Source organism: Microbacterium gorillae, assembly GCF_000826185.2.
GTDB classification, from domain to species: Bacteria; Actinomycetota; Actinomycetes; order Actinomycetales; family Microbacteriaceae; genus Microbacterium; species Microbacterium gorillae.
Window position 1 is genome coordinate 41,598 of record NZ_LN648872.1, and the last position, 25,535, is coordinate 67,132.

Here is a 25,535-nt window from a genome sequence, read left to right on the forward strand (position 1 = left end):
TCAGGTCCGGATCGTGGGGATGGCCGCGAGCAGGCGCTTCGTGTAGTCCTGCGTTGGCCGGCGCAGGACTTCCGCCGTACTGCCGCGTTCGACGACGGCGCCGTCCTTCATCACCACCACCGAATCGCACAGTGCCTGGACGACCCCGATGTCGTGCGAGACCAGGACGAGGGTGAGGTCTTCGCGGTTGCGCAGCTCGCGCAGGACCTCGAGGATCTGTGCGCGCACGGTCACATCCAGCGCGGACAGCGGTTCATCGCCGACCAGGATCGAGGGACGGTGCACCAGTGCGCGAGCCAGCGCGATGCGCTGCCGTTGCCCGCCGGAGAACTCGTGCGGGAACCTGTCCGCCATCGCCGGCTCGAGACCGACTTCGGTGAGGACCTCGCGGACGCGGGCGCGATGATCACCGGGGATCTCCAGCGCCCACAGCGGCTCGGCGATCGTGCGTCCTACCGACATCCGGGGGTCCAGGGAAGCGTACGGATCCTGGAACACCAGCCCCGTTCTGCGCCGCAGCCAGTGCAGCGCTCGCGGCCCGGCGGTCGGATCCACGGCCGTACCGTCGACCTCGACGGTTCCCGTGGTCGGCACGTCGAGGCCCAGGAGCAGACGGACCAGGGTGGACTTGCCCGATCCGGATTCACCGATGATGCCGACCGCCTCGCCGTCGGCGATGTCGATGTCGGTGGGCAGCAGCGCATCAGTGAATCGCCGCCGCTCGAACGGCGTCTGCTTGGGCAACGGATAGCGGCGAGACAGGTCGCGACCGACGATCGTCATGAGGCGTCCTCCTCGCCGCGCCAGAGCGTCGCGGTCGCATCGCGCAGCAGCCCCTGCGTGATGGGCGAGGTGGGAGCGGTCAGCAGCGTGGCGATCGGTCCCTGCTCGATGACGCGACCGTTTTCGAGGACCACGCCGTACTCGGCGATCTCGCTGAGGACGGCGAGATCGTGGGTGATGAAGACGAGCGACATGCCGGCATCATCGACGAGGGAGCGCAGGAGCGTGAGGATCTCTGCCTGGATGGTGACGTCCAGGGCCGTGGTGGGCTCGTCGGCGATGAGAAGCTGCGGGTTGCAGGCCAGGGCCATCGCGATGGCGACGCGCTGGCGCTGTCCTCCGGAGAGCTGGTGCGGGTAGCGGTCGACGATGTGGGACGGATCGGGCAGTCGTACCCGCGCGGCCTCGGCGATCGCGCGTTCCCTCGCCGCGCGACGACCCACCCCCTCATGGATCCGGACGGCGGCGCCGATCTGCCTTCCGACCGTGCGGATCGGGTTCAGCGCGGTGCGCGGTTCCTGGAACACGATGCCGATCTCGTCACCGCGGACGTCGGCCATCGCGCGATCGCGCAGTCCGACCAGTTCGCGACCGTTCCAGACGATCGAACCGGAAACGTCGGCGTTCGTCGGCAGGAGCCCGAGGATCGCCAGCGCGGTCAGCGACTTGCCGGAGCCGGATTCGCCGATCAGCCCGACCCGGGCGCCGTCGGGCACGGTGAAGGAGATGCCGTCCACGACGCGGCGGCCGTCGATCACGACGGTGAGATCGCGCACCTCGAGACTCATGCGAACGCCTTCCCCTTGCGTCGACGTGCGGCGCGCTGGACGCGGCGGGCGTCGGCCAGCGTCGGGTCGGTCGCTTCCCGCAGCCCGTCGCCGAGCAGATTGAGCGCGAGGACGGTGAGAGTGATCGCGAGCCCCGGCCACACCACGGCCAGCGGGTGCAGCGTGATGTAGCGCTGGGTCTCGCTCAGCAGCATGCCCCAGGACGGCTCGGTCACCGCGGCTCCGAATCCGAGGTAGCTGAGGCCCGCCTCGGCGAGGACCGCCACGCCCATGGACCAGGACAGCTGGACGATGAACACCGGGGCGACGTTGGGCAGGAGGTGCCGCCAGAGGACCTGCCAGCCGGTCAGTCCGCTCGCCCGCGCGGCGGTGATGAAGTCGCTGCCGAGCACGCGACGCAGTTCCGGTCGCGTCACCCGGCCCATGTTCACGCCGAATCCGATGCCGACCGCGATCACCACGACCCACAGTGATCCGCCCCAGACAGACGCGATCATCATCGCGATCAGCAGCACCGGAAAAGCGACGAGGATGTCGATCAGCGTCGTCATCCCTTCGCGGACCAACCGCGGGGTGAGGGCGGACAGGCAGGCCAGCAGCACGCCGATGACGGTGGAGACGACGGCTGCGCCGACCGCGACGAAGACCGTGGTCCGGGCACCGGTCATGATCTGCGTGAGCATGTCGCGACCGGACCCGTCGGTGCCGAGCAGGTGCGGCCATCCGGGCCCGCCGAAGCGTGCCGCCACGTCCACGTCCCGCGGGTCGAACGGTGTCCACACCAGGGACACCGCGGCGAGAACGGCGACCACCGCGAGCACGATGATGCCGAAACGTCCGGCGGAGGACGCCCACAGCCGGGAGAACCAGGTTCCACGCCGCGCACTCATGCGGCCTCCCGCTGCCGGGGGTCGATCAGACGGTGCACGATGTCAACCGCGAATCCGATCAGCAGGACGACGCCGGTGAGGACGAGCAGTTCCCCCTGCACCATCGGCAGATCGCGGTTGCCGACGTCGGTGACGAGCATGCGGCCGATGCCGGGCAGATTGAACAGCTTCTCGATCACGACGGCGCCCACGATGATTCCGGCGAACTGCAGCCCGAGGACGGTGATGATCGACAGCCCGACATTCGGCAGTCCCTGGCGCAGCAGGGCCTGCGTGCGCGTGAGACCCTGTGCCGCGGCGGTGCGGACATAGTCCTCGTTCATCGCCTGCAGGGTCGCGCTGCGCACGAAGCGCATCAGCACCGCGCCTTCCACCACCCCGATCGTGATCGCGGGGAGGATGAGGGCGGCGAAGGCGGGGCCGGGCGTCGCCCAACCGCCGCGCGGGAAACCCTGCGCCGGGAGCCACCCGAGCCAGAGCGAGAAGACGATGATGAGCATCATGCCGGCCCAGATCACGGGCACGGCGGCGAGCGCCTGGGCCGAGATGTTGAGAGTCGTGCCCCCGGCACGTCCACGACCGAGTGCGGACAGGATGCCGAACGGAATGCTGACCAGGAGCGCCACCGCCATCGCCATGATGCCGAGGGGAACGGTGACCTGGGCCTTCTGCAGCAGCTCGTCCGAGACGGCGGACCCGGTCAGCAGGGAGTTGCCGAAGTCCCCGCGCAGCATGCCGCCGAGCCAGGAGAAGTACTGCCCCAGCACGGGTTCGTTCAGCCCGAGCTGCTCGCGCACCTGGGCGACCTGGTCGGGCGTGCCGTTGGTGCCGACGATCATCTGCGCGACGTCGCCGGGTAGGACGCGCAGCGTCGCGAAGATCAGCGCGCTCGCCACGACCAGACCCGCGAGGAGCAGGCCCACGCGGGTCAGGACGTAGCGGAGCACAGGGGCAGGATACGGCTGATCAGTCGGTGACGGTGACGCCGGCGAGGTCGATCCGGGAGTTGATCGAGTCCTGCGGGAAGCCGTGCACCTGCGGCGAGACCGCCGTCAGCGTCTCGCCCACGTACAGCCAGTCGGCGGCTGCATCCTCGGACACGATTCGCGCTGCCTTCTTGAGGATGTCGGCGGACTTCTCCGGGTCCACGGTGCGCTCCGCCTCCGCGTACAGCTTCTGCACCTCGGCGTTGTCGTAGTTGAAGTAGTAGTCCGGGTTGGCGAAGTTGCCGAAGTCGCGCGGCTCGACGTGCAGCACGAAGCTCAGGTCGTAGTTCTTGTTGGTGTAGACGTCGGTCAGCCAGGTGGAGAACTCCACGGCGTTCACCTTGAGGGTGACGCCGATCTTGTTGAAGTCGCTGACGAGCACCTGCGGAACCGTCGTGCCGTAGAAGTTCGGAATGGTCAGCGTCAGCTTGAGGTTCGACTGCCCGGCCTGAGCGAGCAGCTCCTTCGCCTTCGCCGGGTCGTACGGTGCGACCTCGGAGAGGTCCTCGTACCCGGGGTCCAGCTGCGGAATCGGGCCGAACAGGGTTTCGCCGGCGCCCACCGCCTCGACGAGAGCCTTGTGATCGATCGCCATGCGCAGGGCCTGGCGCACGCGCACGTCGCTCAGCGGGGCCTTGGCGTTGTTGAACGCGAGCGTGCCCTTGTCCGTGGTCTTGCCGTGGGTGACGGTGAAGTCCGTGCTGTCGAACTGCGAGGCGAGGTTCGGGTCCACGGCGGTGAGCACGTCGACCTCGTGGGCCAGGGCCGCGTTGACACCGGCGGTGAAGTCCGGGATGTAACTGAAGACGATCTCCTTGACGCCGGCCTTCTCCTTGCCCCAGTAGTCGTCGTTGCGGTCGAAGGTGATCGAGTCACCCTTCTTCCACGAGGCCAGTTTGAACGGACCGGTGCCGTTGGCCGCGGTCTTCAGGTCCGTGGCGTCGCCCTTCTTGAACACGAGCCCGGCGGGGCCGGTCAGCGAGAACAGGAAGTTCTGGTTCGGCTGCGAGAGCGTGATCGTGATCGTGTTCGCGTCGGTCGCGACCACCGATGCCACGTCGGCGAAGTCGCCGTGGCCGACCATCGTCGCGTCATCCTTCACCTGGGTGTAGGAGGTGACGACGTCCTCGGCGGTGAGGGGCGTGCCGTCCTGGAACGTGATGCCCTCGGCGAGCGTGAAGGTGTAGGTCAGACCGTCCGCGGAGATCTCGTGCTTGGTGGCGAGCGAGTCCTCGATCTCGTTGTCCTGCGTCCGGCGCACGAGCCCCTGGTAGATGTTGTCGATCAGGATCTGCTCGAGTGCGGCGCCCGACGTGTGGCGGATGTCGAGGTTCGTCGGCTCCAGGACGAGACCGACGGTGAGCGTCGCGTCCTTGTCGACGGGCCCCGCCGAGGCGCTCGCGGTGGGGGAGGTGGCACCCGGCGCGCAGGCGCTGAGGGCGAGGACAGCGGCGACGAACGTCGCCACGACGGCGGTGCGGCGGAACATGAGGACCTTTCTCACGGTGAGGATTCCGGAAAGCTGTGGATCAGGCCGCGTCCGCGATGGCGCGGATGGCGGCGGCGAGACCGACGGGGTCGGTCTCCTGGACGTTGTGGCCGGTACCGATCTCCAGCACGCGCGCGTGCGGAAGTCGTTCGCGGAAGCGTGCCAGAGCGGCGTCATCGATGAAACCTCCGGCGCCGCGGATCAGTGTGATCGGTGCCGTGACGGCATCCAGATCGGCCCAGATCGTCGCATCCTGGAAGCCCTCGCTCGGGGCGTCATCGGTCGTCGCGTCCGGAAGGATGGCGTGCGCGATGCGGGCGAAGTGGTGCTTCCATTCGACGGATCCGTCGGCGCGCACGCGCGTGTTCAGGAAGACGCCACGCTCAGCGGCCGCCCGCTCGCCCCCGAGGCCGAACGAGAGCGCGTGCTCGACGACGGCCTCGCGGGAGGGGAAGTCGACGACGCCGTAGAACGCCCGCAGGGCGGCGGGACCGACCGTGCGGTCGATGCCCGGCACGATGTCGACCAGGATCAGGTGCGAGACCAGCTCCGGACGCTCGGCGGCGATGCGGCTCGCCGTCATTCCCCCGAGCGAGTGGCCGACCAGGACCTGCGGGGAGGACGTCCACTCGCTGATCGCAGCGGAGACCGCGGGGGCCAGGGTCGCGGGCCGGTAGTCCGCGTCGTCGCGCCAGCTCGAATCTCCATGACCGGGGATATCGATCGCGAGAGCGGGGCGTTCCAACGCCAGCAGGGTGGTGTCGAACGTGTGCGCGTTCAAGCCCGCGCCGTGCAGCATCGTCACGACAGGCGGGTCGTCGGTGAAGGCGAGGGCCGAGACGGTCGCCCCGTCGGCGTCATGACGCGTCAGACGGCGGACCGTCGGGACGGGGACATCGAGGTTGCGGGCCTGGGCGGCGAGGAAATCGAACTCGCCGGTCGCGTCATCGATCACGGTCGATCCTTCCCTTCGTGTGGACGGTTCCATTCTGGGGTGTTTTTCGGACCGTCGAGAAATCGAAGTTCAAACTGCTCAATCTGGACCCCCTCACGAGGAGCGAAATGATAAGCAGATTCATTTCAGACTTGTCGTTCTGCATTTTCGTGTTACGCCGCGTGATGTCGGTTCCACCCTAGAGTGGAGTCATGTCAGAGAAGCGCGTCCATCTGTCGAAGACGGAGCCGTCCGCCTACAAGGCGCTTGCGGCGTTCTCCACGACCGTCGGTGCCGTGTGCGCCGCGAACGGAATTGATGATCGCCTGAAAGAGCTGGTGATGATGCACTCATCGATGCTCAACGGATGCGCGTTCTGCGTGCGCACGCACACCCCGAAGGCGCTGGCCGCCGGGGTCTCGGTGGATGACATCGCGCAGTTGACGTCCTGGCGCGAGTCCGGGGTCTTCAGCGAACGCGAGCGTGCGGCGCTCGAACTGGCGGAGGAGTTCGTCCGCATCCACGACGGGGGAGTGCGCGACGAGGTCTACGACCGCGTCGGGTCGGTGTTCACGGAGAAGGAATACGCCGCGCTCTGCTGGGCTTGCATCTCGATCAACGCGTTCAACCGCCTGGCCATCGCCGGGCGGTACCCGGTGCCGCCCGTCTCATGACACCGCCCACGCTGATTCCGGGAGTCATGAACTTCCGCGACACCGGCGGTCTCCCGGCCGGCTCCGCGACGTCCCGTCCGGGCGTGCTGTACCGCTCCGGCAACCTCGCGCGCGTGACGCCGGAGGGTGAAGAGGCGTTCGCCGCACTCGGGTTGCGGCGCATCGTCGATCTGCGCGACGACGAGGAGGTCGTCCGGGACCCATCGCGCGCGGGGTCCGTTCCGATCAGTCGGTTCCCGCTCTTCCTGGGATCGGTGGCGTCCTTCTTCCAGGCTGACCAGAGTCTGTCCGGCATGTACCGCGCCATGATCGATGACGCGGCCGATCGCGTGGTCGGTGCGGTGCGAGCGATCCTGGAGGTGCAGCCGGTTCTGGTGCACTGCACCGTGGGCAAGGATCGCACCGGTGTGACCGTCGCCCTCGTGCTGACGGCCGCCGGGGTGGATGAGGACGCGGTGGTGGCCGACTACGCGCGAACCGAGACGCTGCTGCCCGCCGAGCGAAACCGGCAGGTGCTGGCGCGACTCGGCGCGCTGTACCCGGAGATGGTCCACCTCGAGGAACTGACCACCCGCTCGCCGGCCGAGGTCATGCGCGGCTTCCTCGCGGACGTCCGGACGCGCTTCGGTTCGGCCGCGAACTTCCTGCGCTCGCACGGGATGACCGACGAGGAGATCGCCGGGGCGCGCGATGTGCTGATCGGCTCGGATCGGTCAACGATCCTCTGAGCGGGCGGAAATCGGTCCATAGGTTAGGCATGCCTATCCTTGTTGTATACTGGCGTCACCATGTCAGCATTCCCCGTCCGCGCCGTCTCGGCCCGTCGTGCCGCTCGGCACCCGCAGGCCCTGCACCTCGTGGCCGCGGATGACAGCTCGTTCGCCGAGCTCGAAGCGCTCGTGGCGACGCTGCCGCTGTGCGCGACCGGACGGATCTTCGTCGAGGTCGCGGATGCATCGCAGATCGGTGTCATCGACGCGCCGCCGCGCATGACCGTCACGTGGCTGGATCGCGCGCGGCGCACCGGCCCGATGGGGTCCGGCCGTGCGTGTGCCCGTGGCGAGGCTCTCACGCGCGCCGTGAACGCCTGGGCGGACGAGATGCTGTGCGACGCGGACACCGCGCCCAGCACGCACATCCTCGCCGGGTTCGTCGCGAGCGCGGACATGACCGAGCACCTCACCGATCGCGGCGTGCCCGCGTCCGCGATCCACACCTCCGAGGCGTACGGACTGCGCTGAGCTCAGGCTCCGCGGCGGACGTAGTTGCCGTCCTCCAGTCCCGCCTCGATCTCGAAGCGGTTGCGCAACGGGTCGTAGCCGGACAGCGCGTACAGGATCGGCAGCAGCAGACCGTAGTGACGCCATTGGCGGGCGTGGACGGCCTCGTGCTTCAGGACCAGATCCGTGGGGTCCACGTCGCCGGTGAGGAAGCAGTTGCCGACACAGACACCGCCGCGACCGAACGCCCAGTTCGGCATGCCGCGGAAGACCCACAGCCCCTGGCGGTGATCGACACGTCCGCGGCTGAGCAGCAGCCCCCAGGTCCACCCGAGTCCACAGCCCCACCAATAACCGAGCCGGCTGATCGGCGAGCTCAGCAGGAATCCGGGAATGAACACGTCCATGCGTCGGCCGCGGGCGGCGATGCGGTCGGCGCGCTCGCGCCAGTTCGCGGGGATCGAGCGGGTCATGCGAGTGCTCCGATGATGCGCAGGATCGTGCCGAGGTCTTCGACGGCGGCGGTCGGGGATGCGGGGGAGAAACCGGCGACGGTCGCTCCGGCGAGGGGGAATCGCTCGCGGAGGGCCGTGATGGTGTCGACGACCTGCGTTCTGGTCAGGCCGAACGGGACGGCATCGCCGACCCCGACGATCGCGGCCGGGTCCAGGACGTCGAGGTCGATGTGCACGTAGACGCGCGTGGCTCCGCTGGCTGCGACGGCCGCGACGACGGTGGCCGGACCGAGGTCGTCGCCGGCGATGTCGGTGATGGGTGACGAGGCGAGGTGGTCGACCTCGGCCTCGTCCCGCGCGCGTGCCCCGATGAGGACCACGCGCTCGGGTGCGAGGGCTCCGGAGACCAGCGTCTCGCTCCCGTCGCCGAGGATCGCGCGCAACGCCATCCCGGCGAACGCCCCGGAGGGGGAGGAGTCCGCGGTGTGCAGGTCGGGGTGCGCATCGAACCAGACCAGGGCCAGGTCATCTCCGGCGACGTGCGCCACGGCCGGCACCGACACCGAGCAGTCGCCGCCGACCACCAGGGCGTGCTCGTCATCGGGCAGACGATCCAGGGCCACGGTGAGTTCCTCCTGCACGCGGCGGAGGGAGCTCGCGCGCAGCACACCGGTTTCAATCGGCTCACCCGCTTCGAGGGGAACGTCGACGTGAACGACCTTCGCATGGGGCAGGTCTCCGGAGATGGCCTCGGCGCCGTCAGCGAGCGCCATCGCCCGGGACTGGGGCGACCCCTGCCACTGCGGAACCACCACGAAACGCGTCATCCCCCCATCCTTCCACCGCACGTTTCGGGCGGAGCGCTCAGGGAGGCATCAGTCGTCCCGCTGACAGCGAACGGGGCACCGGCACGATGTGCCGATGCCCCGTTCGGGTTCCTGCTTACTGCTCGATGGCGTGCGGTGCCTTGCCGGACTTCAGCTCGGCCAGGCGAGCCTCGACCTCGGTCAGCTGACCCATGTCGTCGAGCTGGTTGAACTGCGCGTCCAGCGACGAGGCGGCGATCTCCGCCTTGCCCTGCGCCAGCGCCTCCTGACGGCGCACCTTGTCCTCGAAGCGGGACAGGTCGCTCGTCGGGTCGAGGACGTTGATCGACGACACGGCGTCGTGGACCTTCGTCTGCGCCTCGGCCGTCTTCGAACGCGCGATGAGCTCGGAGCGCTTGGCCTTCAGCTCCTCGAGCTTCTGCTTCATGCCGTTCAGGCCGTCCTTGAGCTTGTCGACGACCTCGGTCTGCGAGGCGATCGTGGGCTCGGCCGTCTTGGCCTCGTTCTCGCTGGAGATCTGGCGTTGCAGCGCGATCTTGGCGAGGTTGTCGAACTTGTCGGCGTCCGAGCTGTTGCCGGACGTGCGGAACTCGTCGGCCTTCTTGGACGCGGCGAGGGCCTTGTTGCCCCACTCGTTCGCGGACTGGACGTCCTCGGAGTGGTCGCGCTCGAGCAGACGCAGGTTGCCGATGGTCTCCGCGATCGCGGACTCCGCGTCGGCGATGTTGTTCGTGTAATCGCGCACGAGCTGGTCCAGCATCTTCTGCGGGTCCTCGGCGGAATCGATCATCGCGTTGACGTTCGCGCGGATCAGGGTGGAGATGCGGCCGAAGATCGACTGCTTTGCCATCATGGGTTTTCCTTTCGTGGAAGGTCTTCTGAAGATCATTCGCTACGTTCTCGGCGCCGGGCGCCCTGGGTGGGTTCGGTCAGAATCGGCGGCCTCCGCCTCCGCCTCCGCGGCCGCCGCCCCCGAACCCGCCGACGGAGAAACCGCCGCCGCCCCCGCCCCAGCTGCCGCCTCGGCTGCGTCCGCCGCCGAGACTGTTGCCGATCAGGATGCCGCCGAGCAGAGCTCCCAGCGAGTCGCCGCCGCCACCACCGCTCCCGCCGCCGTAGCCGTCGCCGCCCCAACCGCCGACGTCGTTCTGCGCGAGCGAGTTCGCTTCGCGGGCGAGCTGCAGAGCGCGCTCGGCCTCGGACAGCGCGCCCTCGACGTTCCCGTTCGCGGTGTTCGCACGTGCGCGCTCCAAGGAAGCCGAGGACTCGGCGAGACGGGTGCGTGCGGTCGCGCCGACCGCCCCGCGACGCGACATGATGAATTCGTAGGCGGACTGATACTGAGCCTGCGCGGACGCCATCGTGGACTGCAATTGCGACTGGGCGCGCTGGGCGCGCTGGGCGGCATCCCGTGCCTGCTGCACCACGGTGTCGATCTGGGTGTTCGCGGCCTGGAGTGACTGGAACGCCTCCAACGGTGAGCGCGCCGCGCCGGAGAGCTGCTGCTGAGCGGCGGCCAACTGCTGCTGGGTCGTGGCGATCGCCTGGGCGACCCGGCCGTCCGGGTCCGGCAGCGACTGCGCCACGGTGATGTCCTGTGTGAGCTCCGCGACCAGCGGCGCGAGCTGGGACTCGCTCTGCTTGAGCTGATCGGCCAGGTGGTCCACGGCGTCTTCCAGGTCGGTGGCCTGCTGCACCGCGCCTTCGGCGGCGCGGATGGCGACGGCCGCCGTGCCGTTCTCGCCGGCGGCGATGGCCTGGTCGGCCTTGGTGATCTCGCCGTCCGCGAACGCGATGCGCGAGCGTGCCTGCGTGGGATTGTCCGCGACGGCGGCCAGGGCGGTGGGCGCGTACTGGCTCCCGAGCGAGCCGAGCACCTGCGTCGCACGGTCGATCTCGGCGACCGCCCCCGCGCGCAGGCGCTTGACGTTCTCCAGAGCCGCCGGAGCGTTCTCGGTCAGCTTGCGCAGCTCGTCGAACGAGGCCTTCTTCTCCTCGAGCTTCGCGGACGCATCGGTGCACAGCTGAATGATGCGTTCATTCCACTGCCGCTTCTCCTGCTCGGTGTCCGGGATCTCGTCATCCAGCTTCTGCTTCAGACCGAACGCCTCATCGAGGCTGATCGCGGCGGCGTCGATCGCCGCGGCGTACTCGGCGATCGAGTCGTCGCCGAACTGGGCGCGTGCGAACTCGAGCTCCTGCTTGCTGGATTTCAGTGCGTCGTCGGCCTGCACGAGCGCGACGCCGGCGGTGCGGGCGAGCTCGGCGAGCGACTGCTGCTTCTCGGCCTCAGCGGCGGCCCTCTTGCGCGCACGGGCGATGAGGACCACGATCACCACGATCACGGCGATGGCGACGAGGACGCCGATCACGACCATCGTCGTCCGTCCGGCGCGGGCCGGTGCCTGCACCAGGATGTCGTCGGCCTTGTCCGCGGCGGCCAGGAGTGCTCCGCTCCAATCGCTCTTCTGCAGCGACGGAGCCATCGCGTCCATGATCGCTTCGCGGTCGCTCGAGCTGAGCTTGCCCGCGTTCTGGGCCATGTCGATCGTGTAGCTGCGGCCCTCGGTGGCGATGGCGACGAGGTACTGCGTGTCGGCCATGTTGCTCATCGTCGCGGTCTGCGCGGCCCAACTCTGCGTGTCGCTGGGGTTCGTGAAATCCGGAACGAGAACCGCGAAGAAGTCCACACCGGTGTCCGTGCTGAGCTTGAGGTAGCGCTCGTTGACCTGGTTCTCCTGTGCGGAGGACAGCGCATCGCTGAGGTCGGTGACGCGCGTCGAGCCGAGCTGAACCGGATCGGTGGCCGACGCAGCGGTCGCGCCGACTCCCACCAGCAGTGCCCCCATCACGGCTCCGAGCGCCAGCGCCCGGTGCCATCCTCGGGCGATGCGGTGAGATCGAGACGAGGTTGTGATCACACGCCCACTCTATGGGTGTGGCGGCCTCCTGGCACCAGTGCTTTCTCAGAACTCTGCGCCGGGCGTGCCTCAGTTCGTGCGCTGAAACTCGCACGTAGGCTGGGCAGGTTCAGGAGGTGGCATGGACGACCGATACGGCACTGACGTGCTGGCTGCGGGCTGGCGCGATCGCGGCAAGCCGACGGTGGCGAAGATTCCGGCCGAGATCGACATGGTGCTCGAGGTGGCCGCCGACGGATTCGTCGGGGCGGTCACGAAGGCGGACGCGCGGGAGGTCGAGCTCGAGGACCGGTTCGGTCGGAAGCGCCTGTTCCCGCTCGGCCACGGTTTCCTGCTGGACGGCACGGGTGTGGAACTGCTGGCTCCGACGCCGAAAGCACGGGTCGCCGGACCGGCGCGGACCGCGTCCGGTTCCTTCGCCGTCGCGGACGCTCGGGCCCGCATCGCGCGCCCGAGCCGCATCCTCGTCGAGGGAAAGCACGACGCCGAGCTCGTGGAGAAGGTCTGGGGCGACGACCTGCGTGTGGAGGGCGTCGTCGTGGAGTTCCTGCAGGGCATCGACCTGCTCGACGAACTTCTCGAGGAGGAGCCCCCGACGTCCGAGCGGCGCTACGGCGTGCTCGTCGACCACCTCGTGCCGGGGTCGAAGGAGTCGCGCATCGCGCAGACGATCATGCGCGGTCCGCACGGCGCCCACATCAAGATCGTCGGCCACCCGTATGTCGATGTGTGGCAGACCGTCACGCCCAAGGCGATGGGGATCAAGGCCTGGCCGGAGGTGCCGCGCGGCACGGACTGGAAGACCGGCATCTGCCGCGGCCTCGGCTGGCCGCACGCCACCCCCGCCGATCTGGCGCGGGCCTGGCAGCGCATCCTCGGCCACGTGCACTCCTACCGTGACCTCGAGCCCTCCCTCCTCGGCCGCGTCGAGGAACTCATCGACTTCGTGACCGCCTGACGGCGTCGGGTGCCGCGGATGGGCTCGCGTACCCTGGACTGTGTGACCGATGAGCCGCACGATGTCCCGTTCCGCAAGCAGACCGTCTCCTACGTGCGACGCTCGGGCCGGATGTCGGACGCGCAGGAGCGCGCCTGGGCGGACCTCAGCGACACGTACCTGATCGACGTGCCGCGCGACGTGGCTCAGATGTCGGTCCACGCCGACGCGCAGTTCATTCCGGAACAGGCATACGGCCGCTCGGCCCCACTGATCGTCGAGATCGGGTCGGGGCAGGGGCACGCGATCGTGCACGCCGCGTCCGGACATCCGGAGACGGACTTCCTCGCCGTGGAGGTGTTCCGGGCCGGACTCGCTCGAACGATGCTCGACGCGGACAAGGCCGGGGTCACGAATCTGCGGCTGGCCGAGGCGAACGCCCCGGAGGTGCTCGCGAAGCTGCTGCCGGCGGCGTCCGTGGACGAGGTTTGGGTGTTCTTCCCGGACCCGTGGCACAAGGTGCGCCACAACAAGCGTCGCCTCATTCAGGACTCGTTCCTACCCCTCGTCGCCGGAGCACTGCGCGACGGTGGCGTCGTCCGGATGGCGACGGACTGGGAGGAGTACGCGCTGCAGATGCGCGAGGTCTTCGACGGGGGCGCGGACTTCGAGCGCGACTTCACGGGGGAGTGGGCGGACCGGTTCGACGGCCGCGTGCTCACCGCCTTCGAACGCAAGGGTGAGCGTGCCGGGCGCGCCATCCACGACCTCTCGTATCGGCGTCTTCCGCGCGTCTGACGGGTTCACGTTCTCGTTGACCTTGAGGTGAACTTCGGACGAACTCTTGACTCTCGATCGGGTCGGAGTAAATTGTGTCGTGCGAACAGAAAACGGAAACGATGGACTCGCAAGAGTTCGGGATACGGAGACCGGAAACACCGCATTGGATGCCCTCGGAGCCTCGGTTCCGGGGGCATCGCGCGTGTCCGGACGATCAGCGATCGAACCAGTGGATGAAGCCGCAGCTCGCGCAGACCAGGCAGGTCGCGTCGTCGTTCGCCCAGTCCAGGTTGAGCAGCGTCATCCCGGTCGTCTGCAGCTTGTACGCGTGCCTGGTGAAGGTGTCGTTCCGGCACACCAGGCAGGCCAGCGCCGTCCCGTTCGCCAGCGTGAATGTCGATGCTGCCGCCATGGCCCGTCCCCCTCGGATTCACGCCCGTCGTCTACGCGACGGACCGTTCGCTCAGCGTACCCCCGCGGACCTCTCGACCCGGGGTGGCACCGCGTCGGGGACGGGCGTCGTGCGGTGCTAGGCTCGTTCGGTACGCCTCTGTAGCTCAGTGGATAGAGCGCCGGTTTCCGGTACCGTAGGTCGCAGGTTCGACTCCTGTCAGGGGCACCGTACGACACAAGAATCCCCACCCCTTTCGGGCGGGGATTCTGTGGTTGAGAGGGTCAAGCGAGTCCACCGGAGGCGACGGAGTGCGTCGATGAGCTTCGCGACCGCACGCTCGTGGCACCCCCACGGCCACCGGAACACGCGGACCTCGTGCATCCGCGCGCAGTCGTACCGCGCGCTCACTTCCCGTGGAGAGCGGCGGCGACGACGAGCGCGGCGATCGTGGGGATGTAGTAGACGCCCACGGTGAAGGCGGCGAGGACCGCCCACACGGTCAGCAGGACGGCGGCGATCACCGCTGCGATGGTCCGTGCTCGGCGGGGGAGGAACGCGGGCACGAGGGTGATCACCGTCGGCACCGCGGCGATGATCAGCGCGCGCGGGCCCATGGCCTCCAGGAGAGTCTCGGTGCTCTCGCTGGAGGCACCGGAACTCGATGACTCCACAATCGTGACGGAGGGCACGATGGCGAACATCAGGATGGCCGTGAGTACTGCGAGGCCGACGGCGACCCACAGCGTGATCGCCTGCGCGCTCGGTCTCGTGCGCTCGGGTATGGACATGTCGACTCCCCCCCGGTGGGGCACCAGCGTAGCGCCGGGCGGCGGTGGAGCACAGTGCCCGTAGAATCGGGGACCATGGCGCTCGGCTCTGTGATGCACACGTTCACCGTCTCGCTCGCGGACGTGGATCGCGGGGTGTACGAGGATCTGACGCTGCGGCTCGCGCGGCACCCGTCCGAGACGGACGCCTACATGATGACCCGCCTGCTGGCGTACCTCCTGGAGTATGCCGAGGGCATCGCGTTCACCGACGGGCTGTCACAGTCGGACGAGCCCGCGGTCCTCGTCCGCGATCTCACCGGACGCATCCTGACGTGGATCGAGGTCGGCGCGCCGGACGCGGAGCGCATGCACCTCGGCACGCGCCAGTCCGAGCGCACGGCGCTGTACACGCATCGCGACGCGGACAAAGTGCTGGCGCGCTGGCAGGGCAAGCGGATTCACGATGTGGAACGTGTCGTGGTTCGCTCGTTCGAGCCCGGGTTCATCGAGGCCGCGGCGGGACTGGTGGAGCGCCGGAACGAGGCCACCGTGTCGGTCTCAGACCATCATCTGTACCTCGACCTGAACGGCACGAACCTCGCCAGCGAGATCCTCGAGCACCCCACCGTCTGAGAGCCGACGTGCGGCTCAGCGGTCGACGTACTGCGCTTGTGACGGGTTGTAACGCTCGCCCGTGACGCCGAACCGGTCCGCGAGACCGTTCAGATCCGCGATGTCGTCGGCGGACAGCGCCACAGCGGGGGCGCCGAGGTTCTCCCGGATCCGTGAGATCCGGCGGGTGCCGGGGATCGGCACGATGAACGGCCGCTGCGCGAGCAGCCAGGCCAGCGCGATCTGGCCGACCGTGGCGTGACGATCGGCGGCCAGTGCGGTGACGTGCCGGACCAGAGCCGCGTTGGCGGCGATGCTCTCCGGGGTGAAACGGGGCAGACCCGCCCGCATGTCGTCGGCGGTGAACGCCGTCGTGGTGTCCATCGTCCCGGTGAGGAATCCCCGGCCCAGGGGACTGAACGGGACGAAGCCGATGCCGAGCTCATCGCACACCGCCAGCACGCCGTCCTCAGGTTCGCGCGTCCACAGCGAGTACTCGCTCTGCACGGCCGTCACCGGATGCACCGCGTGAGCTCGCCGGATCGTCGCGACCGTGGCTTCGGACAGCCCGAAGTGGCCGACTTTTCCGGCGGCGATCAGCTCGGCGACGGTCCCGGCGACCTCCTCGATCGGGACGTCCGGGTCGACGCGGTGCTGGTAGAGGAGGTCGATGTGGTCGGTCCGCAGGCGGCGCAGCGACGCGTCGACGACTTCGCGGATGTGCTCGGGACGGCTGTCCAGCCCGCGGGCGTCCGCACCGATGCGCCAGCCGAACTTCGTCGCGATCACGACGTCGTCCCGGACCGGTTCGAGGGCTTCGCCGACGAGCTCCTCGTTGACGAACGGGCCGTACACCTCCGCCGTGTCGAACAGGGTCACACCGGCGTCCACCGCGTCGCGCAGGACGCCGACCATCTCCTCCCGCGAACCGGGATTGGGGCCGTAGCTCTGCGACATGCCCATGCACCCGAGCCCGAGGGCGGAGACGGGAAGATCCGAGCCGAGAGTGCGAGTGTGCATGTTTTCCTTCCGTGTGCCGCCGACGCCACCGCCGGGGCCGACTGGGGGACGCGTCAGGGGCGCAGGAGGACCTTGACCGCGCGCCGCTCGTCCATCGCGCGATACGCCTCCGCGACCTCGGACAACGGCAGTTCGCGGTCGAACACGCGCCCGGGGTTGATCTCGCGACGCCAGATGCGATCGATGAGGTCGGGCAGATAGCGGCGCACCGGCGCCGGACCGCCGTGCAGGTGCACGGTGGCGTAGAACAGCTCTTGGCCGTCGATCGCGACATCATGGGCGACGCCGACGAAGCCGACATGGCCACCCGCCCGAGCGGATCGGATGGCCTGCGCCATCGATTCCGGAGTGCCGACGGCCTCGATCACCGAGTGCGCGCCGAGTCCGCCGGTCATCTCCCGGATCCGGGTGACGCCGTCCTCGCCGCGTTCGGCGACGATGTCCGTCGCGCCGAACTCGCGCGCCAGCGCCTGACGCGACTCATGCCGGGACATCGCGATGATCCGCTCCGCCCCGAGCTGCTTCGCGGCCAGCACCGCCATCAGACCGACGGCGCCGTCACCGACGACCGCGACCGTCTTCCCGGACCGACGGCGGCCGCTTCCGCGCCGAACCATCCCGTGCCGAGCACATCCGATGCCGCCAGCAGCGAGGGGATCAGGTCCGCGTCCGGTTCCCCCGGCGTCGCCACGAGCGTGCCGTCGGCCAGGGGGACGCGCAACCGCTCCGCCTGCGCGCCGAGGGCGCCCATGGGTCGCACGTTGACACACCGTGACTGATAGCCGGCCAGACAGATCTCGCACGTGTTGTCCGAGGCCATGAACGATCCGACCACGAAGTCGCCGGGCCGAATGCTCGTCACGGCGTCGCCGACCTGCTTGACGACGCCGACGTACTCGTGGCCCATCGGGCTCGGTCGGTGCACCGGATTCGCACCGCGGTACGGCCACAGGTCCGACCCGCACACGCAGGCCGCGACGACGCGGATGACGGCGTCCGTGGGCTCCTCGATGCGAGGATCATCGCGCTGCTCGAGCCGGACATCGCCGGGTCCGTGAATCATCGCTCCGCGCATCCGTCGCTCCTTCCGCAATGTCTCCAGCCTGGCACGTTCACGACCGGCCCGGGGCGACGTGGTCCGCCGTGATCACTCGAGAAACACTGCATCGCGACGGCGGCCCCGCCCGGTGCGAGCTTGGGGGAACCACACCGCGCACCCGCATAGGCTGGAGGCCCCGCCCCCGCCGCCTGGAGGACTCGTTGTCCCTGCTGTTCACGCCCCTGACCATCCGCGAGCTCACCGCCCCGAACCGGTTGTGGGTGGCGCCGATGTGCCAGTACAGCGTTGATGCGGAGGACGGTGTGCCCACCGACTGGCACCACGTGCACCTGGCGCAGTTCGCCTCCGGGGGAGCGGGCCTGATCCTCGCGGAAGCCACCGCTGTGGTCCCGGAGGGGCGCATCAGCCCGCAGGATGTCGGGCTGTGGAACGACGAACAGCGGGACGCCTGGCGCCGGATCGTCGACGCGGTTCGCGCGCGCGGCGGACGACTCGGAGTGCAGCTCGCGCACGCCGGTCGCAAGGCTTCCACCTTCAAGCCGTGGGCCGACGAGCGCGGCACGGTGCCCGCCGGTCGCGGAGGGTGGACGCCGGTCGCCCCCTCGCCGATCGCCTACGACGGCTTCGCCACGCCCACGGCGCTGGACGAGGAGGGCATCGCCGCCGTCATCGCCGCGTTCGCCGGCGCTGCGCGTCGGGCTGTGGACGCGGGGTTCGATGCCGTCGAGCTGCACGCAGCGCACGGCTACCTCCTGCACCAGTTCCTCTCGCCGTTGTCGAACGAGCGCACGGACCAGTGGGGCGGGACGCTGCAGAACCGCGCACGCCTTGTGCTCGATGTGATCCGTACGGTCCGGGCCGAGGTCGGTGAGGCGTACCCCGTGTTCGTCCGGTTCTCCGGCACGGACGCGGCTCCGGGCGGACTCGAGGTGTCCGACATCGCGCAGGTCGCGACGTGGGCGGAGGAAGCCGGGGCCGACCTGTACGACGTCTCCAGCGCCGGACTCGTCGCGCATCAGCACATCACCCCGGGGCCCGGGTATCAGGTTCCGCTCGCAGCGGCCGTGAAGGCGGCCGTCTCCGTTCCGGTCGGCGCCGTCGGAATCATCGTCGACGGCGCGCAGGCCGAAGGCATCCTGGCTGCCGGTGAGGCGGACGTCATCTTCGCCGCGCGGGAGTTCCTCCGAGACCCGCACTTCGGACTGCGCGCGGCTCGCGAACTGGGAGAGGACCCCGCCACCGTCTGGCCGCCGCAGTACATCCGGGCGGCGCGCTGACTCAGGCGGTCGGCAGGTAGGCCACGATCGTGAGCTCCGCGGCGTCCTGCGGCGAGATCTTCACCTGCTCGTAGTCGACGGTGCCGTCCACGGGATGGACGAAGGACCGCCGGCGCGAGGAGAAGCGCTCGATCGCGTGTTCGTCCCAAGCGTCAGCGAACTCGTCGCTCGCTTCCCGCAGGAACGAGACCAGGCGGACGTGATCCGCACCGCCGATCCGCGCACCCGCCTCGGCACGGTACTCGGCGAGGAACTGCCGGCTCGTGACCTCCCAGTCCGGGAGCATCGCGCGCACGTACGGATCGGTGAAGACGAAGACGAGCAGGTTGCGCTCGGCGGCCGGTGCCGTCGCGACGCCGGGGAACAGGTGCGCATAGGCGCCGTTCCAGGCCGCGATGTCCCAGTGTCCGGTCACCGCGAAGGCCGGGGCCGGGTCCAGGGCGTCGAGCAGGTGCTGCACGTGCGCGGGCACCGGAGCGGGAGCGAGAGGTTCCGGGCGCGGAGCGGGGGTGAAGCCGGCGAGCCCGAGGACGTAGTCGTGTTCGGCGTGGGTGAGGCGCAGGTTCACCGCGACCGCGTCCAGCACCTGGCGGGATGGGTGGATGTCTCGGCCCTGTTCGAGCCAGGTGTACCACGTGACGGAGACCCCGGACAGGAACGCGATCTCCTCGCGGCGGAGCCCCGTGGTGCGGGCGCGGCCGACCGGGGGGAGGTCGAAGGCAGCGCGGTCCGCGCCGGTCCGTTTGCCGCGCAGGAACTCGCCGAGTTCGCGCCGGGAGCCGTCCGGAGTGTCCACGTGCCGAACCTATCACTCTCACTACTAGTATCAGCGACGTTCGGCTGGCGGCGGCGGCGCGGCGGGCATCCGTCCATACTTGATTCATGCCGACCCTTCGCTCTCGTACCGTCACCCATGGCCGCAACATGGCGGGCGCCCGCGCGCTGCTTCGCGCATCCGGTGTCGCCAACTCCGACATCGGCAAGCCGATCATCGCGGTCGCGAACTCATTCACCGAGTTCGTCCCCGGGCACACGCACCTGCAGCCCGTCGGGCGGATCGTCTCCGAGGCGATCCATGAGGCCGGTGCCGTCGCGCGCGAGTTCAACACGATCGCCGTCGACGACGGCATCGCGATGGGTCACGGCGGCATGCTCTACTCGCTGCCCTCGCGCGACCTCATCGCCGACTCGGTGGAGTACATGGTCAACGCGCACTGCGCGGACGCCCTCGTGTGCATCTCCAACTGCGACAAGATCACGCCGGGCATGCTCATGGCGGCGTTGCGCCTGAACATCCCGACCGTGTTCGTCTCCGGTGGTCCGATGGAGGCCGGTCGCGTCACGCTGACGGACGGATCGGTGCGCTCGCTCGACCTCGTCAACGCGATCTCTGACGCCGTGGACGCGACGATCTCGGACGCGGACATCCAGCTCATCGAGGAGAACGCCTGTCCGACGTGCGGATCCTGCTCGGGAATGTTCACCGCGAACTCGATGAACTGCCTGACCGAAGCCATCGGCCTCTCGCTGCCGGGCAACGGTTCGGTCCTGGCCACGCACACCGCCCGCAAGGCGCTGTACGAGAAGGCCGGCGCCACGGTCGTGGACCTCGCCAAGCGCTACTACGAGAACGACGATGAGTCGGTCCTGCCGCGCTCGATCGCCACGCACGAGGCGTTCGACAACGCCATGGCGCTCGATGTCGCCATGGGCGGCTCGACCAACACGATCCTGCACCTGCTCGCCGCGGCCCGTGAGGCGGGCGTCGACTACGACCTGCACGACATCGACGCGCGCTCGCGGCAGGTTCCGTGCCTGGCGAAGGTCGCCCCGAACCCGGCCTACGACAAGATGTACTACATGGAGGACGTCCACCGTGCCGGTGGCATCCCGGCCCTCCTCGGCGAGCTCTACCGCGGCGGTCTGCTGCACGAGAACCTCAACACCATCCACTCCACGTCGATGAAGCAGTGGCTGGAGGACTGGGACATCCGCGGCGGCAAGGCCACGGCTGAGGCCCAGGACCTGTGGCACGCGGCGCCCGGCGGTCAGCGTTCGTCGACCGCGTTCTCGCAGTCCAACGTGTGGACCTCGCTGGACACCGACGCCGAGGGCGGTTGCATCCGCTCGGTCGAGCACGCGTACTCGAAGGACGGCGGCCTCGCGGTGCTGCACGGCAACATCGCCCGCCACGGTTCGGTCGTGAAGACCGCCGGTGTGGACGAGTCGATCTGGGTCTTCGAGGGTCCGGCGGTCGTCTGCGAGTCGCAGGAGGAAGCCGTCCAGAAGATCCTGGACAAGACCGTCAAGGAGGGCGACGTCGTCGTCATCCGCTACGAGGGCCCCAAGGGTGGTCCGGGAATGCAGGAGATGCTGTACCCGACCTCGTACCTCAAGGGCGTCGGCCTCGGCAAGAAGTGCGCGCTCATCACGGACGGCCGCTTCTCCGGTGGCACCTCGGGTCTGTCCATCGGTCACGTGTCGCCGGAGGCCGCGTCCGGTGGCGAGATCGCGCTCGTCGAGGACGGCGACCTGATCCACATCGACATCCCGAACCGCTCGTTGCGGATCCTGGTGGACGACGCCGAGCTGGACGCTCGTCGCGAGCGCCTCGAGGAGACCGGCGGCTACCACCCGAAGGACCGTGAACGTCAGGTCTCGGCGGCGTTGCGTGCGTACGCGGCGATGGCGACGAGCGCCGACAAGGGCGCCGTCCGCGACGTGGACGCGCTGTACCGGATGACGTCCCCGCAGACCGTCACCGCCTGACGCCCGAAACACCCAGGCACGTCCGAAACCCCGCGCATTGCCGGGTGTCTCGGACGTGCCTGGGTGTTTCGCGGAGGGAGTTCGGGGCACACTGGGGGCGTGAGCCACCCGATCATGTTCGATGATGCGGACCCGGTGCTGCGGCGGGTGCGTGAGGTCGCGCTGGCGTTTCCGGGGGCGGACGAGAAGGTCTCACACGGGCGTCCGGCGTTCTTCACGACGAAGGTGTTCGCCTACTACGGCTGGTCAGAGAAGGTCGCCGAGGGGGAGTGGTTCCGGCACGACACGGCCCTCGTCGTGCTCCCGGACGCGGACGAGCGTCTCGCGCTGTTGGACGAGGGAGCCTGGGTGCCGCCCTATCTCGGCGGCGCCGGCTGGGTCGCGATCGACCTCGATGCGTCGAACCTGCCGCGCGTTGAGGAGTACCTGGACATGTCGTTCCGGCGGACCGCGCCGGTGACGCGGGTGCGGGAGTGGGACGCCCGCCGGTGATCGGATCCGTCCTGTCATGATGCGTCTGTTCGCGGGGGACGGGGCGTGAAGCTGTTCGATGCCCGTCGTGGCGCGTCGGCAGAGGTGGGGGCTCTGCTGCTGGGTTTCGTTGCGGACGGGGATGGGGATCCGTTCTGGAGCTCGCCACACGTCGCGCCGCTCACGTTGCTGAGACTCCCGGATTCTTCTGCTTTTGATGGGAGTCGTCGAGGTACCAGCGGTGGGTGCGCGGGTCTCGTTGCGGGGATGGTTCTGTGGTGCGTTCCGGAGGTCGGCTCGCGCCGTTTCGTTTCGCTGGCGCTCGCTCAACGACCAGAGGGTGGGCGAGGTCGCTGCTAACCCCGCCGATTGCTGAGCGAGACGAAACCCCGTGAGATGCGCGGCGGACGGTGGGCAGACTTCTCCTCCGGGGGTCATGTTCGTGCCGGGATTCGCGGGAGGGTGGGGGCGCGCGGGCCTCGTGGGGGGGGTGGTTCGGGGGTGCGTCCGGGGGGTCGGCTCGCGCCGTTTCGTTTCGCTGGCGCTCGCTCAGCGACCAGAGGGGGGGCGGGGTCGCTGCTACCCCCGCCGATTGCTGAGCGAGACGAAACCCCGTGAGATGCGCGGCGGACGGTGGGCAGACTTCTCCTCCGGGGGTCATGTTCGTGCCGGGATTCGCGGGAGGGTGGGTGCGGGTGGCCTCGTGGGGTGCCAGGTTTGGGTGTGGTCGTACCAGTCGGGGGCTTGGACTTCGGGTACCCCGTCTTTGATGCGGATGTGCCAGCCGTTGGTGTCGAGGTAGCGGTGGTGGTTCCAGCACAGCAAGACACCGTTGTCGATGCTCGTCGGACCACCATCGTGCCATTCGGTGACGTGGTGGAACTCGCACCAGCGGGCCGGGGTGTGACATCCCGGGATGATGCAGGTGTGATCCCGGGCGATGATCGCCCGACGCTGGGTCGCGTTGAAGATCCGGTCCGTGATCGTCGTCGCCAGCACCCGCCCGTTCGTCCCCGTGATGACCCGTTGCACGGCACCGACACATGCGGTGTGGTTCGCGACGCTGACGGGGACGGGGACGTTGGTGCCGGTCGCGTCCGCACCGGTCACGTGCGCCCATCCGGAACCCGTCGTGAGGGAGTCTTCGGTGACGTGGACGACGAGGGTGGGGGCGGCACCACCGATGGTGGGGGCCTCGGAGGAGGCCGCGGCGATGGTCAGGGCGGTGGCGAGGGCGTCGTGGGCGCGTTGCCCGCTGGTGCGGTCATCGTTCAACGCCGGCTCACCGGAGTCACGGAATCGGACGCCCTTCTCTTTCCCGTGGGGGTTGTTGATCGCGTCGATGAGGGTCTGCAACTGCGCGGCGACGTCGGGCAGAAGCCTGCCCCGGACCGGGACGATCCCGTCCTGGGCGGTGCCGAAGTACAGGGTCCGCAGCTGCCGGGCGCGTTCGTCTTGGGGTTCGGCGCCGTCTTGATCGAGGGCGGTCGCCCATGCCCCGGCGTGTACACGGAGTGTGTCGGTCATCACCGGCACCCGGCGTTGTGCGGTGATGGGGTTCTCGTCCGGGATCAGGGCACCCCAGTCCCCGAACTCCCCGCTCTCTTCGCGCAGGACGATCTCCTCATCCTCCGTTGTCGTGGCCTCGGCGAGGGCCTGATCGGCCAGGGCAAGGTGATCGGCGGGGACCCGGTCTCGGATCGCGTCGAGTGGCCCGGTGGCGGCGGCGAGCCCGTCCGCCCCGATCCTCCCGGACAGCAGTGCGTCTCGCAGGGCCGGGAACCGGGCCGGGCGGCGCTCGCCGGTCATCCCCAAATCCTCACGCACCATTCTGCCGAGCCGGGACCAGGTTTTGATCGTGGTGGGGGCGGCACCGGTGGTGCGTTGCATGAGCTCGTTCACGTTCCGACACCCGCAGGACACGTCGAGCCGTTCCTGGCCCGCCCCGGTGGAGCGTTCCTCCGCCTCCGCCGTCGTCACGATCAGCGCCGCTTGGGCGGTGCGGAGCAGGGCACCGGTATCGATCGCGAAGTCCAACAGCTCCGTCCGAGATGCCGTCGTGAGGTGGTTCTCCTGGAGCAGGGCGGTCACGGTCGCGATGGCTTCCGCCATCACCTTCCGGGCCTGCTCCATCGAGGTTTCCATACCCCCGATTCTACCGCCCCTGACCCTCATGGAACGGGCGGAAAGGCCAGTTCAGTAGTGTTTTCCGTACCCGTTGATGGGGGTGCAGTACGTCCTCCCTCGTGACGGGATTCTGGGGCCCAAGCGGCCGGAAATTCACCCGCCCGCGGTCCCTCCGCGGGTCGTTTCGAGCACCTCGGGAACGTGAGCCGACGACCGAACCCGCCCACCCGCTCATCGTCTTAAGCCGCAGGAAACCCAGCCACCTCAGAAACGAGAGCAGCGCACCGCGTTTCATCACGGCAGCCACGTGCCCGGCGACAGCAGCCCCGACAGGCCCCTGTCGGAACGGGCGTCGCCGGAGAAGGATGAACGCATGGCACGCATTCGCCCACAGAACATCATCGCGACCCCAGCGCGGTGCGCCACGTTCCTCACCCTCACGATCCAGGAGGGCCACGAGGCCGCGGTCACGGACGTCCTGTCCGACATCGGAGGCGTGATCCGCTCCGTCGCGTTCCGGGAACCGGAGCAGCAGCTGATCGCCGTGATCGGGATCGGCGCTGACGCCTGGGACCGGATGTATGACGCTCCGCGCCCGCCGGGACTGCACCCCTTCCGTGAGCTCGACGGTGGGGCGCACACGGCGCCGTCCACGCCCGGTGACCTGCTCGTCCACATCCGTGCCCACCGACCGGACCTCTGCTTCGAGCTCGGGCGCCGGGTGCTGAACGCGTTCGGTGATGCCGTCCGGGTGGAAGACGAGGTGCAGGGCTTCCGCTTCTTCGACGAGCGGGATCTCCTCGGCTTCGTCGACGGGACTGAGAACCCGAACGGCATCGAGGCGGAGGAGGCCGTGCTGGTTCCGGACGGACCGTGGCAGGGATCCTCGTTCGTCATCGTGCAGAAGTACGAGCACGACCTCTCCGCGTGGGACGGGATGACAACCGAGCAGCAGGAGGCTGCGATCGGTCGGACCAAGCTCAGCGACGTGGAGTTCGCCGACGCGGATAAAGCCCCGAACGCCCATCTGACGTTGAACACCATCGAGGATGACGGGGTGCAGCGCAAGATCGTCCGGGACAACCTGCCCTTCGGGTCGCTCGCCGACGGCACCTTCGGCACCTACTTCATCGGCTACGCCGCAGACGTCGACGTCACCGAGCGGATGCTGCGGAACATGTTCCTCGGGCAGGGGGAAGCCACGCACGACCGCATCCTGGACTTCTCCACCGCGCTGACCGGCGCCAACTTCTTCGTGCCGACGGAGAACTTCCTGGAGGACCCGAAACCGACCCTTGCCTCCGCCCGCGACGCCGCTGAAGGAGGGCCGCCTGCCCCGGTAGAATGACAG

At 68.9% G+C, this 25,535-nt stretch carries 25 protein-coding genes, 1 tRNA gene and 1 pseudogene; 11 read left to right on the forward strand and 16 right to left on the reverse strand.

Annotated features, from left to right (window positions below; translation table 11 throughout):
* Genes BN1193_RS02100 through BN1193_RS02125 form a run of 6 tightly spaced genes read right to left on the reverse strand, consistent with a single transcriptional unit; the run spans position 1 to position 5,891 of the window.
* Positions 1–783 carry an ABC transporter ATP-binding protein gene (locus tag BN1193_RS02100; protein ID WP_094770224.1) on the reverse strand — a complete coding sequence of 261 codons (783 nt, stop codon included), beginning with the start codon at positions 781–783 and terminating at the stop codon, positions 1–3.
* Positions 780–1,571: an ABC transporter ATP-binding protein gene (locus tag BN1193_RS02105; protein ID WP_040163720.1), complete on the reverse strand. Its 792-nt coding sequence runs from the start codon at positions 1,569–1,571 to the stop codon at positions 780–782. Before BN1193_RS02105 ends, BN1193_RS02100 begins: the two co-directional genes overlap by 4 nt.
* On the reverse strand, positions 1,568–2,461 hold the full coding sequence (locus BN1193_RS02110) for an ABC transporter permease (RefSeq protein WP_040163721.1): 894 nt from the start codon (positions 2,459–2,461) through the stop codon (positions 1,568–1,570). The genes BN1193_RS02105 and BN1193_RS02110 overlap by 4 nt, the downstream gene beginning before the upstream one ends.
* On the reverse strand, positions 2,458–3,408 hold the full coding sequence (locus BN1193_RS02115) for an ABC transporter permease (protein ID WP_040163722.1): 951 nt from the start codon (positions 3,406–3,408) through the stop codon (positions 2,458–2,460). Before BN1193_RS02115 ends, BN1193_RS02110 begins: the two co-directional genes overlap by 4 nt.
* A gap of 19 nt (positions 3,409–3,427) precedes the next feature.
* Complete coding sequence (locus BN1193_RS02120) at positions 3,428–4,936, reverse strand: ABC transporter substrate-binding protein (protein ID WP_040163724.1); 1,509 nt, start codon at positions 4,934–4,936, stop codon at positions 3,428–3,430.
* A gap of 40 nt (positions 4,937–4,976) precedes the next feature.
* A complete protein-coding gene (locus BN1193_RS02125) occupies positions 4,977–5,891 on the reverse strand; it encodes an alpha/beta fold hydrolase (RefSeq protein ID WP_230206377.1) in 915 nt (304 codons plus the stop codon).
* 191 nt (positions 5,892–6,082) lie between these two features.
* Here BN1193_RS02125 and BN1193_RS02130 point away from each other — a divergent pair, with 191 nt between their 5' ends.
* The 3 genes from BN1193_RS02130 to BN1193_RS02140 are packed head-to-tail and all read left to right on the forward strand — an operon-like array spanning position 6,083 to position 7,785.
* Positions 6,083–6,544, forward strand: coding sequence for a carboxymuconolactone decarboxylase family protein (locus tag BN1193_RS02130; protein WP_040163728.1), 462 nt, complete (start codon positions 6,083–6,085; stop codon positions 6,542–6,544).
* Positions 6,541–7,272, forward strand: coding sequence for a tyrosine-protein phosphatase (locus tag BN1193_RS02135; RefSeq protein ID WP_040163730.1), 732 nt, complete (start codon positions 6,541–6,543; stop codon positions 7,270–7,272). Before BN1193_RS02130 ends, BN1193_RS02135 begins: the two co-directional genes overlap by 4 nt.
* Positions 7,273–7,332: 60 nt before the next feature.
* Positions 7,333–7,785, forward strand: coding sequence for an SIP domain-containing protein (locus BN1193_RS02140; RefSeq protein WP_040163732.1), 453 nt, complete (start codon positions 7,333–7,335; stop codon positions 7,783–7,785).
* A gap of 2 nt (positions 7,786–7,787) precedes the next feature.
* Here BN1193_RS02140 and BN1193_RS02145 read toward each other — a convergent pair whose 3' ends face one another.
* The 4 genes from BN1193_RS02145 to BN1193_RS02160 all read right to left on the reverse strand — a co-directional run bounded on the left by BN1193_RS02145 (position 7,788) and on the right by BN1193_RS02160 (position 11,967).
* Positions 7,788–8,237 carry a Fe-S oxidoreductase gene (locus BN1193_RS02145; protein WP_040163733.1) on the reverse strand — a complete coding sequence of 150 codons (450 nt, stop codon included), beginning with the start codon at positions 8,235–8,237 and terminating at the stop codon, positions 7,788–7,790.
* Positions 8,234–9,046, reverse strand: a complete 813-nt coding sequence (locus BN1193_RS02150; RefSeq protein ID WP_040163735.1) for an arginase family protein — start codon at positions 9,044–9,046, stop codon at positions 8,234–8,236. The genes BN1193_RS02145 and BN1193_RS02150 overlap by 4 nt, the downstream gene beginning before the upstream one ends.
* Positions 9,047–9,161: 115 nt before the next feature.
* Positions 9,162–9,896, reverse strand: a complete 735-nt coding sequence (locus BN1193_RS02155; RefSeq protein WP_040163933.1) for a PspA/IM30 family protein — start codon at positions 9,894–9,896, stop codon at positions 9,162–9,164.
* A 79-nt stretch (positions 9,897–9,975) separates the two neighbouring features.
* Complete coding sequence (locus BN1193_RS02160) at positions 9,976–11,967, reverse strand: TPM domain-containing protein (RefSeq protein ID WP_141396605.1); 1,992 nt, start codon at positions 11,965–11,967, stop codon at positions 9,976–9,978.
* A 121-nt stretch (positions 11,968–12,088) separates the two neighbouring features.
* Between BN1193_RS02160 and BN1193_RS02165 the strand changes: the two genes are divergently transcribed.
* Both BN1193_RS02165 and trmB read left to right on the forward strand, forming a co-directional pair.
* Positions 12,089–12,925, forward strand: coding sequence for a DUF3097 domain-containing protein (locus BN1193_RS02165; RefSeq protein ID WP_040163739.1), 837 nt, complete (start codon positions 12,089–12,091; stop codon positions 12,923–12,925).
* An 18-nt stretch (positions 12,926–12,943) separates the two neighbouring features.
* Entirely contained in the window at positions 12,944–13,702 is a 759-nt protein-coding gene (trmB, locus tag BN1193_RS02170; protein ID WP_052460348.1) for a tRNA (guanosine(46)-N7)-methyltransferase TrmB, read from the forward strand.
* Between the two features lie 196 nt (positions 13,703–13,898).
* Here the strand turns inward: trmB and BN1193_RS02175 are convergent, their stop codons facing one another.
* Positions 13,899–14,096, reverse strand: coding sequence for a hypothetical protein (locus BN1193_RS02175; protein ID WP_040163741.1), 198 nt, complete (start codon positions 14,094–14,096; stop codon positions 13,899–13,901).
* A 134-nt stretch (positions 14,097–14,230) separates the two neighbouring features.
* On the opposite strand from BN1193_RS02175, the gene BN1193_RS02180 reads away from it, so the two are divergent.
* Positions 14,231–14,303 (forward strand) — tRNA-Arg (locus tag BN1193_RS02180).
* Positions 14,304–14,482: 179 nt separating this feature from the next.
* Here BN1193_RS02180 and BN1193_RS02185 read toward each other — a convergent pair.
* On the reverse strand, positions 14,483–14,866 hold the full coding sequence (locus BN1193_RS02185) for a hypothetical protein (RefSeq protein WP_040163743.1): 384 nt from the start codon (positions 14,864–14,866) through the stop codon (positions 14,483–14,485).
* A gap of 75 nt (positions 14,867–14,941) precedes the next feature.
* Here BN1193_RS02185 and BN1193_RS02190 point away from each other — a divergent pair, with 75 nt between their 5' ends.
* On the forward strand, positions 14,942–15,481 hold the full coding sequence (locus tag BN1193_RS02190) for a YaeQ family protein (protein WP_040163745.1): 540 nt from the start codon (positions 14,942–14,944) through the stop codon (positions 15,479–15,481).
* Between the two features lie 15 nt (positions 15,482–15,496).
* Here BN1193_RS02190 and BN1193_RS02195 read toward each other — a convergent pair whose 3' ends face one another.
* Both BN1193_RS02195 and BN1193_RS02200 read right to left on the reverse strand, forming a co-directional pair.
* A complete protein-coding gene (locus BN1193_RS02195) occupies positions 15,497–16,480 on the reverse strand; it encodes an aldo/keto reductase (protein ID WP_040163747.1) in 984 nt (327 codons plus the stop codon).
* A 53-nt stretch (positions 16,481–16,533) separates the two neighbouring features.
* A pseudogene (locus BN1193_RS02200) lies at positions 16,534–17,555 on the reverse strand (zinc-dependent alcohol dehydrogenase family protein).
* A gap of 185 nt (positions 17,556–17,740) precedes the next feature.
* Between BN1193_RS02200 and BN1193_RS02205 the strand changes: the two are divergent.
* Positions 17,741–18,817 carry an NADH:flavin oxidoreductase/NADH oxidase gene (locus BN1193_RS02205; RefSeq protein WP_040163749.1) on the forward strand — a complete coding sequence of 359 codons (1,077 nt, stop codon included), beginning with the start codon at positions 17,741–17,743 and terminating at the stop codon, positions 18,815–18,817.
* A 1-nt stretch (position 18,818) separates the two neighbouring features.
* On the opposite strand, the gene BN1193_RS02210 is transcribed toward BN1193_RS02205, so the two are convergent.
* A complete protein-coding gene (locus BN1193_RS02210; RefSeq protein ID WP_040163751.1) occupies positions 18,819–19,613 on the reverse strand; it encodes a helix-turn-helix transcriptional regulator in 795 nt (264 codons plus the stop codon).
* An 86-nt stretch (positions 19,614–19,699) separates the two neighbouring features.
* Here BN1193_RS02210 and ilvD point away from each other — a divergent pair, with 86 nt between their 5' ends.
* Both ilvD and BN1193_RS02220 read left to right on the forward strand, forming a co-directional pair.
* Positions 19,700–21,586, forward strand: coding sequence for a dihydroxy-acid dehydratase (ilvD, locus tag BN1193_RS02215; protein ID WP_040163752.1), 1,887 nt, complete (start codon positions 19,700–19,702; stop codon positions 21,584–21,586).
* 99 nt (positions 21,587–21,685) lie between these two features.
* A complete protein-coding gene (locus BN1193_RS02220; RefSeq protein WP_040163753.1) occupies positions 21,686–22,078 on the forward strand; it encodes an MmcQ/YjbR family DNA-binding protein in 393 nt (130 codons plus the stop codon).
* 636 nt (positions 22,079–22,714) lie between these two features.
* On the opposite strand, the gene BN1193_RS02225 is transcribed toward BN1193_RS02220, so the two are convergent.
* Positions 22,715–24,202, reverse strand: coding sequence for an HNH endonuclease signature motif containing protein (locus tag BN1193_RS02225; protein WP_195907782.1), 1,488 nt, complete (start codon positions 24,200–24,202; stop codon positions 22,715–22,717).
* Positions 24,203–24,557: 355 nt separating this feature from the next.
* On the opposite strand from BN1193_RS02225, the gene BN1193_RS02230 reads away from it, so the two are divergent.
* Positions 24,558–25,532: a Dyp-type peroxidase gene (locus tag BN1193_RS02230; RefSeq protein ID WP_052460349.1), complete on the forward strand. Its 975-nt coding sequence runs from the start codon at positions 24,558–24,560 to the stop codon at positions 25,530–25,532.
* Positions 25,533–25,535: the final 3 nt, after the last annotated feature.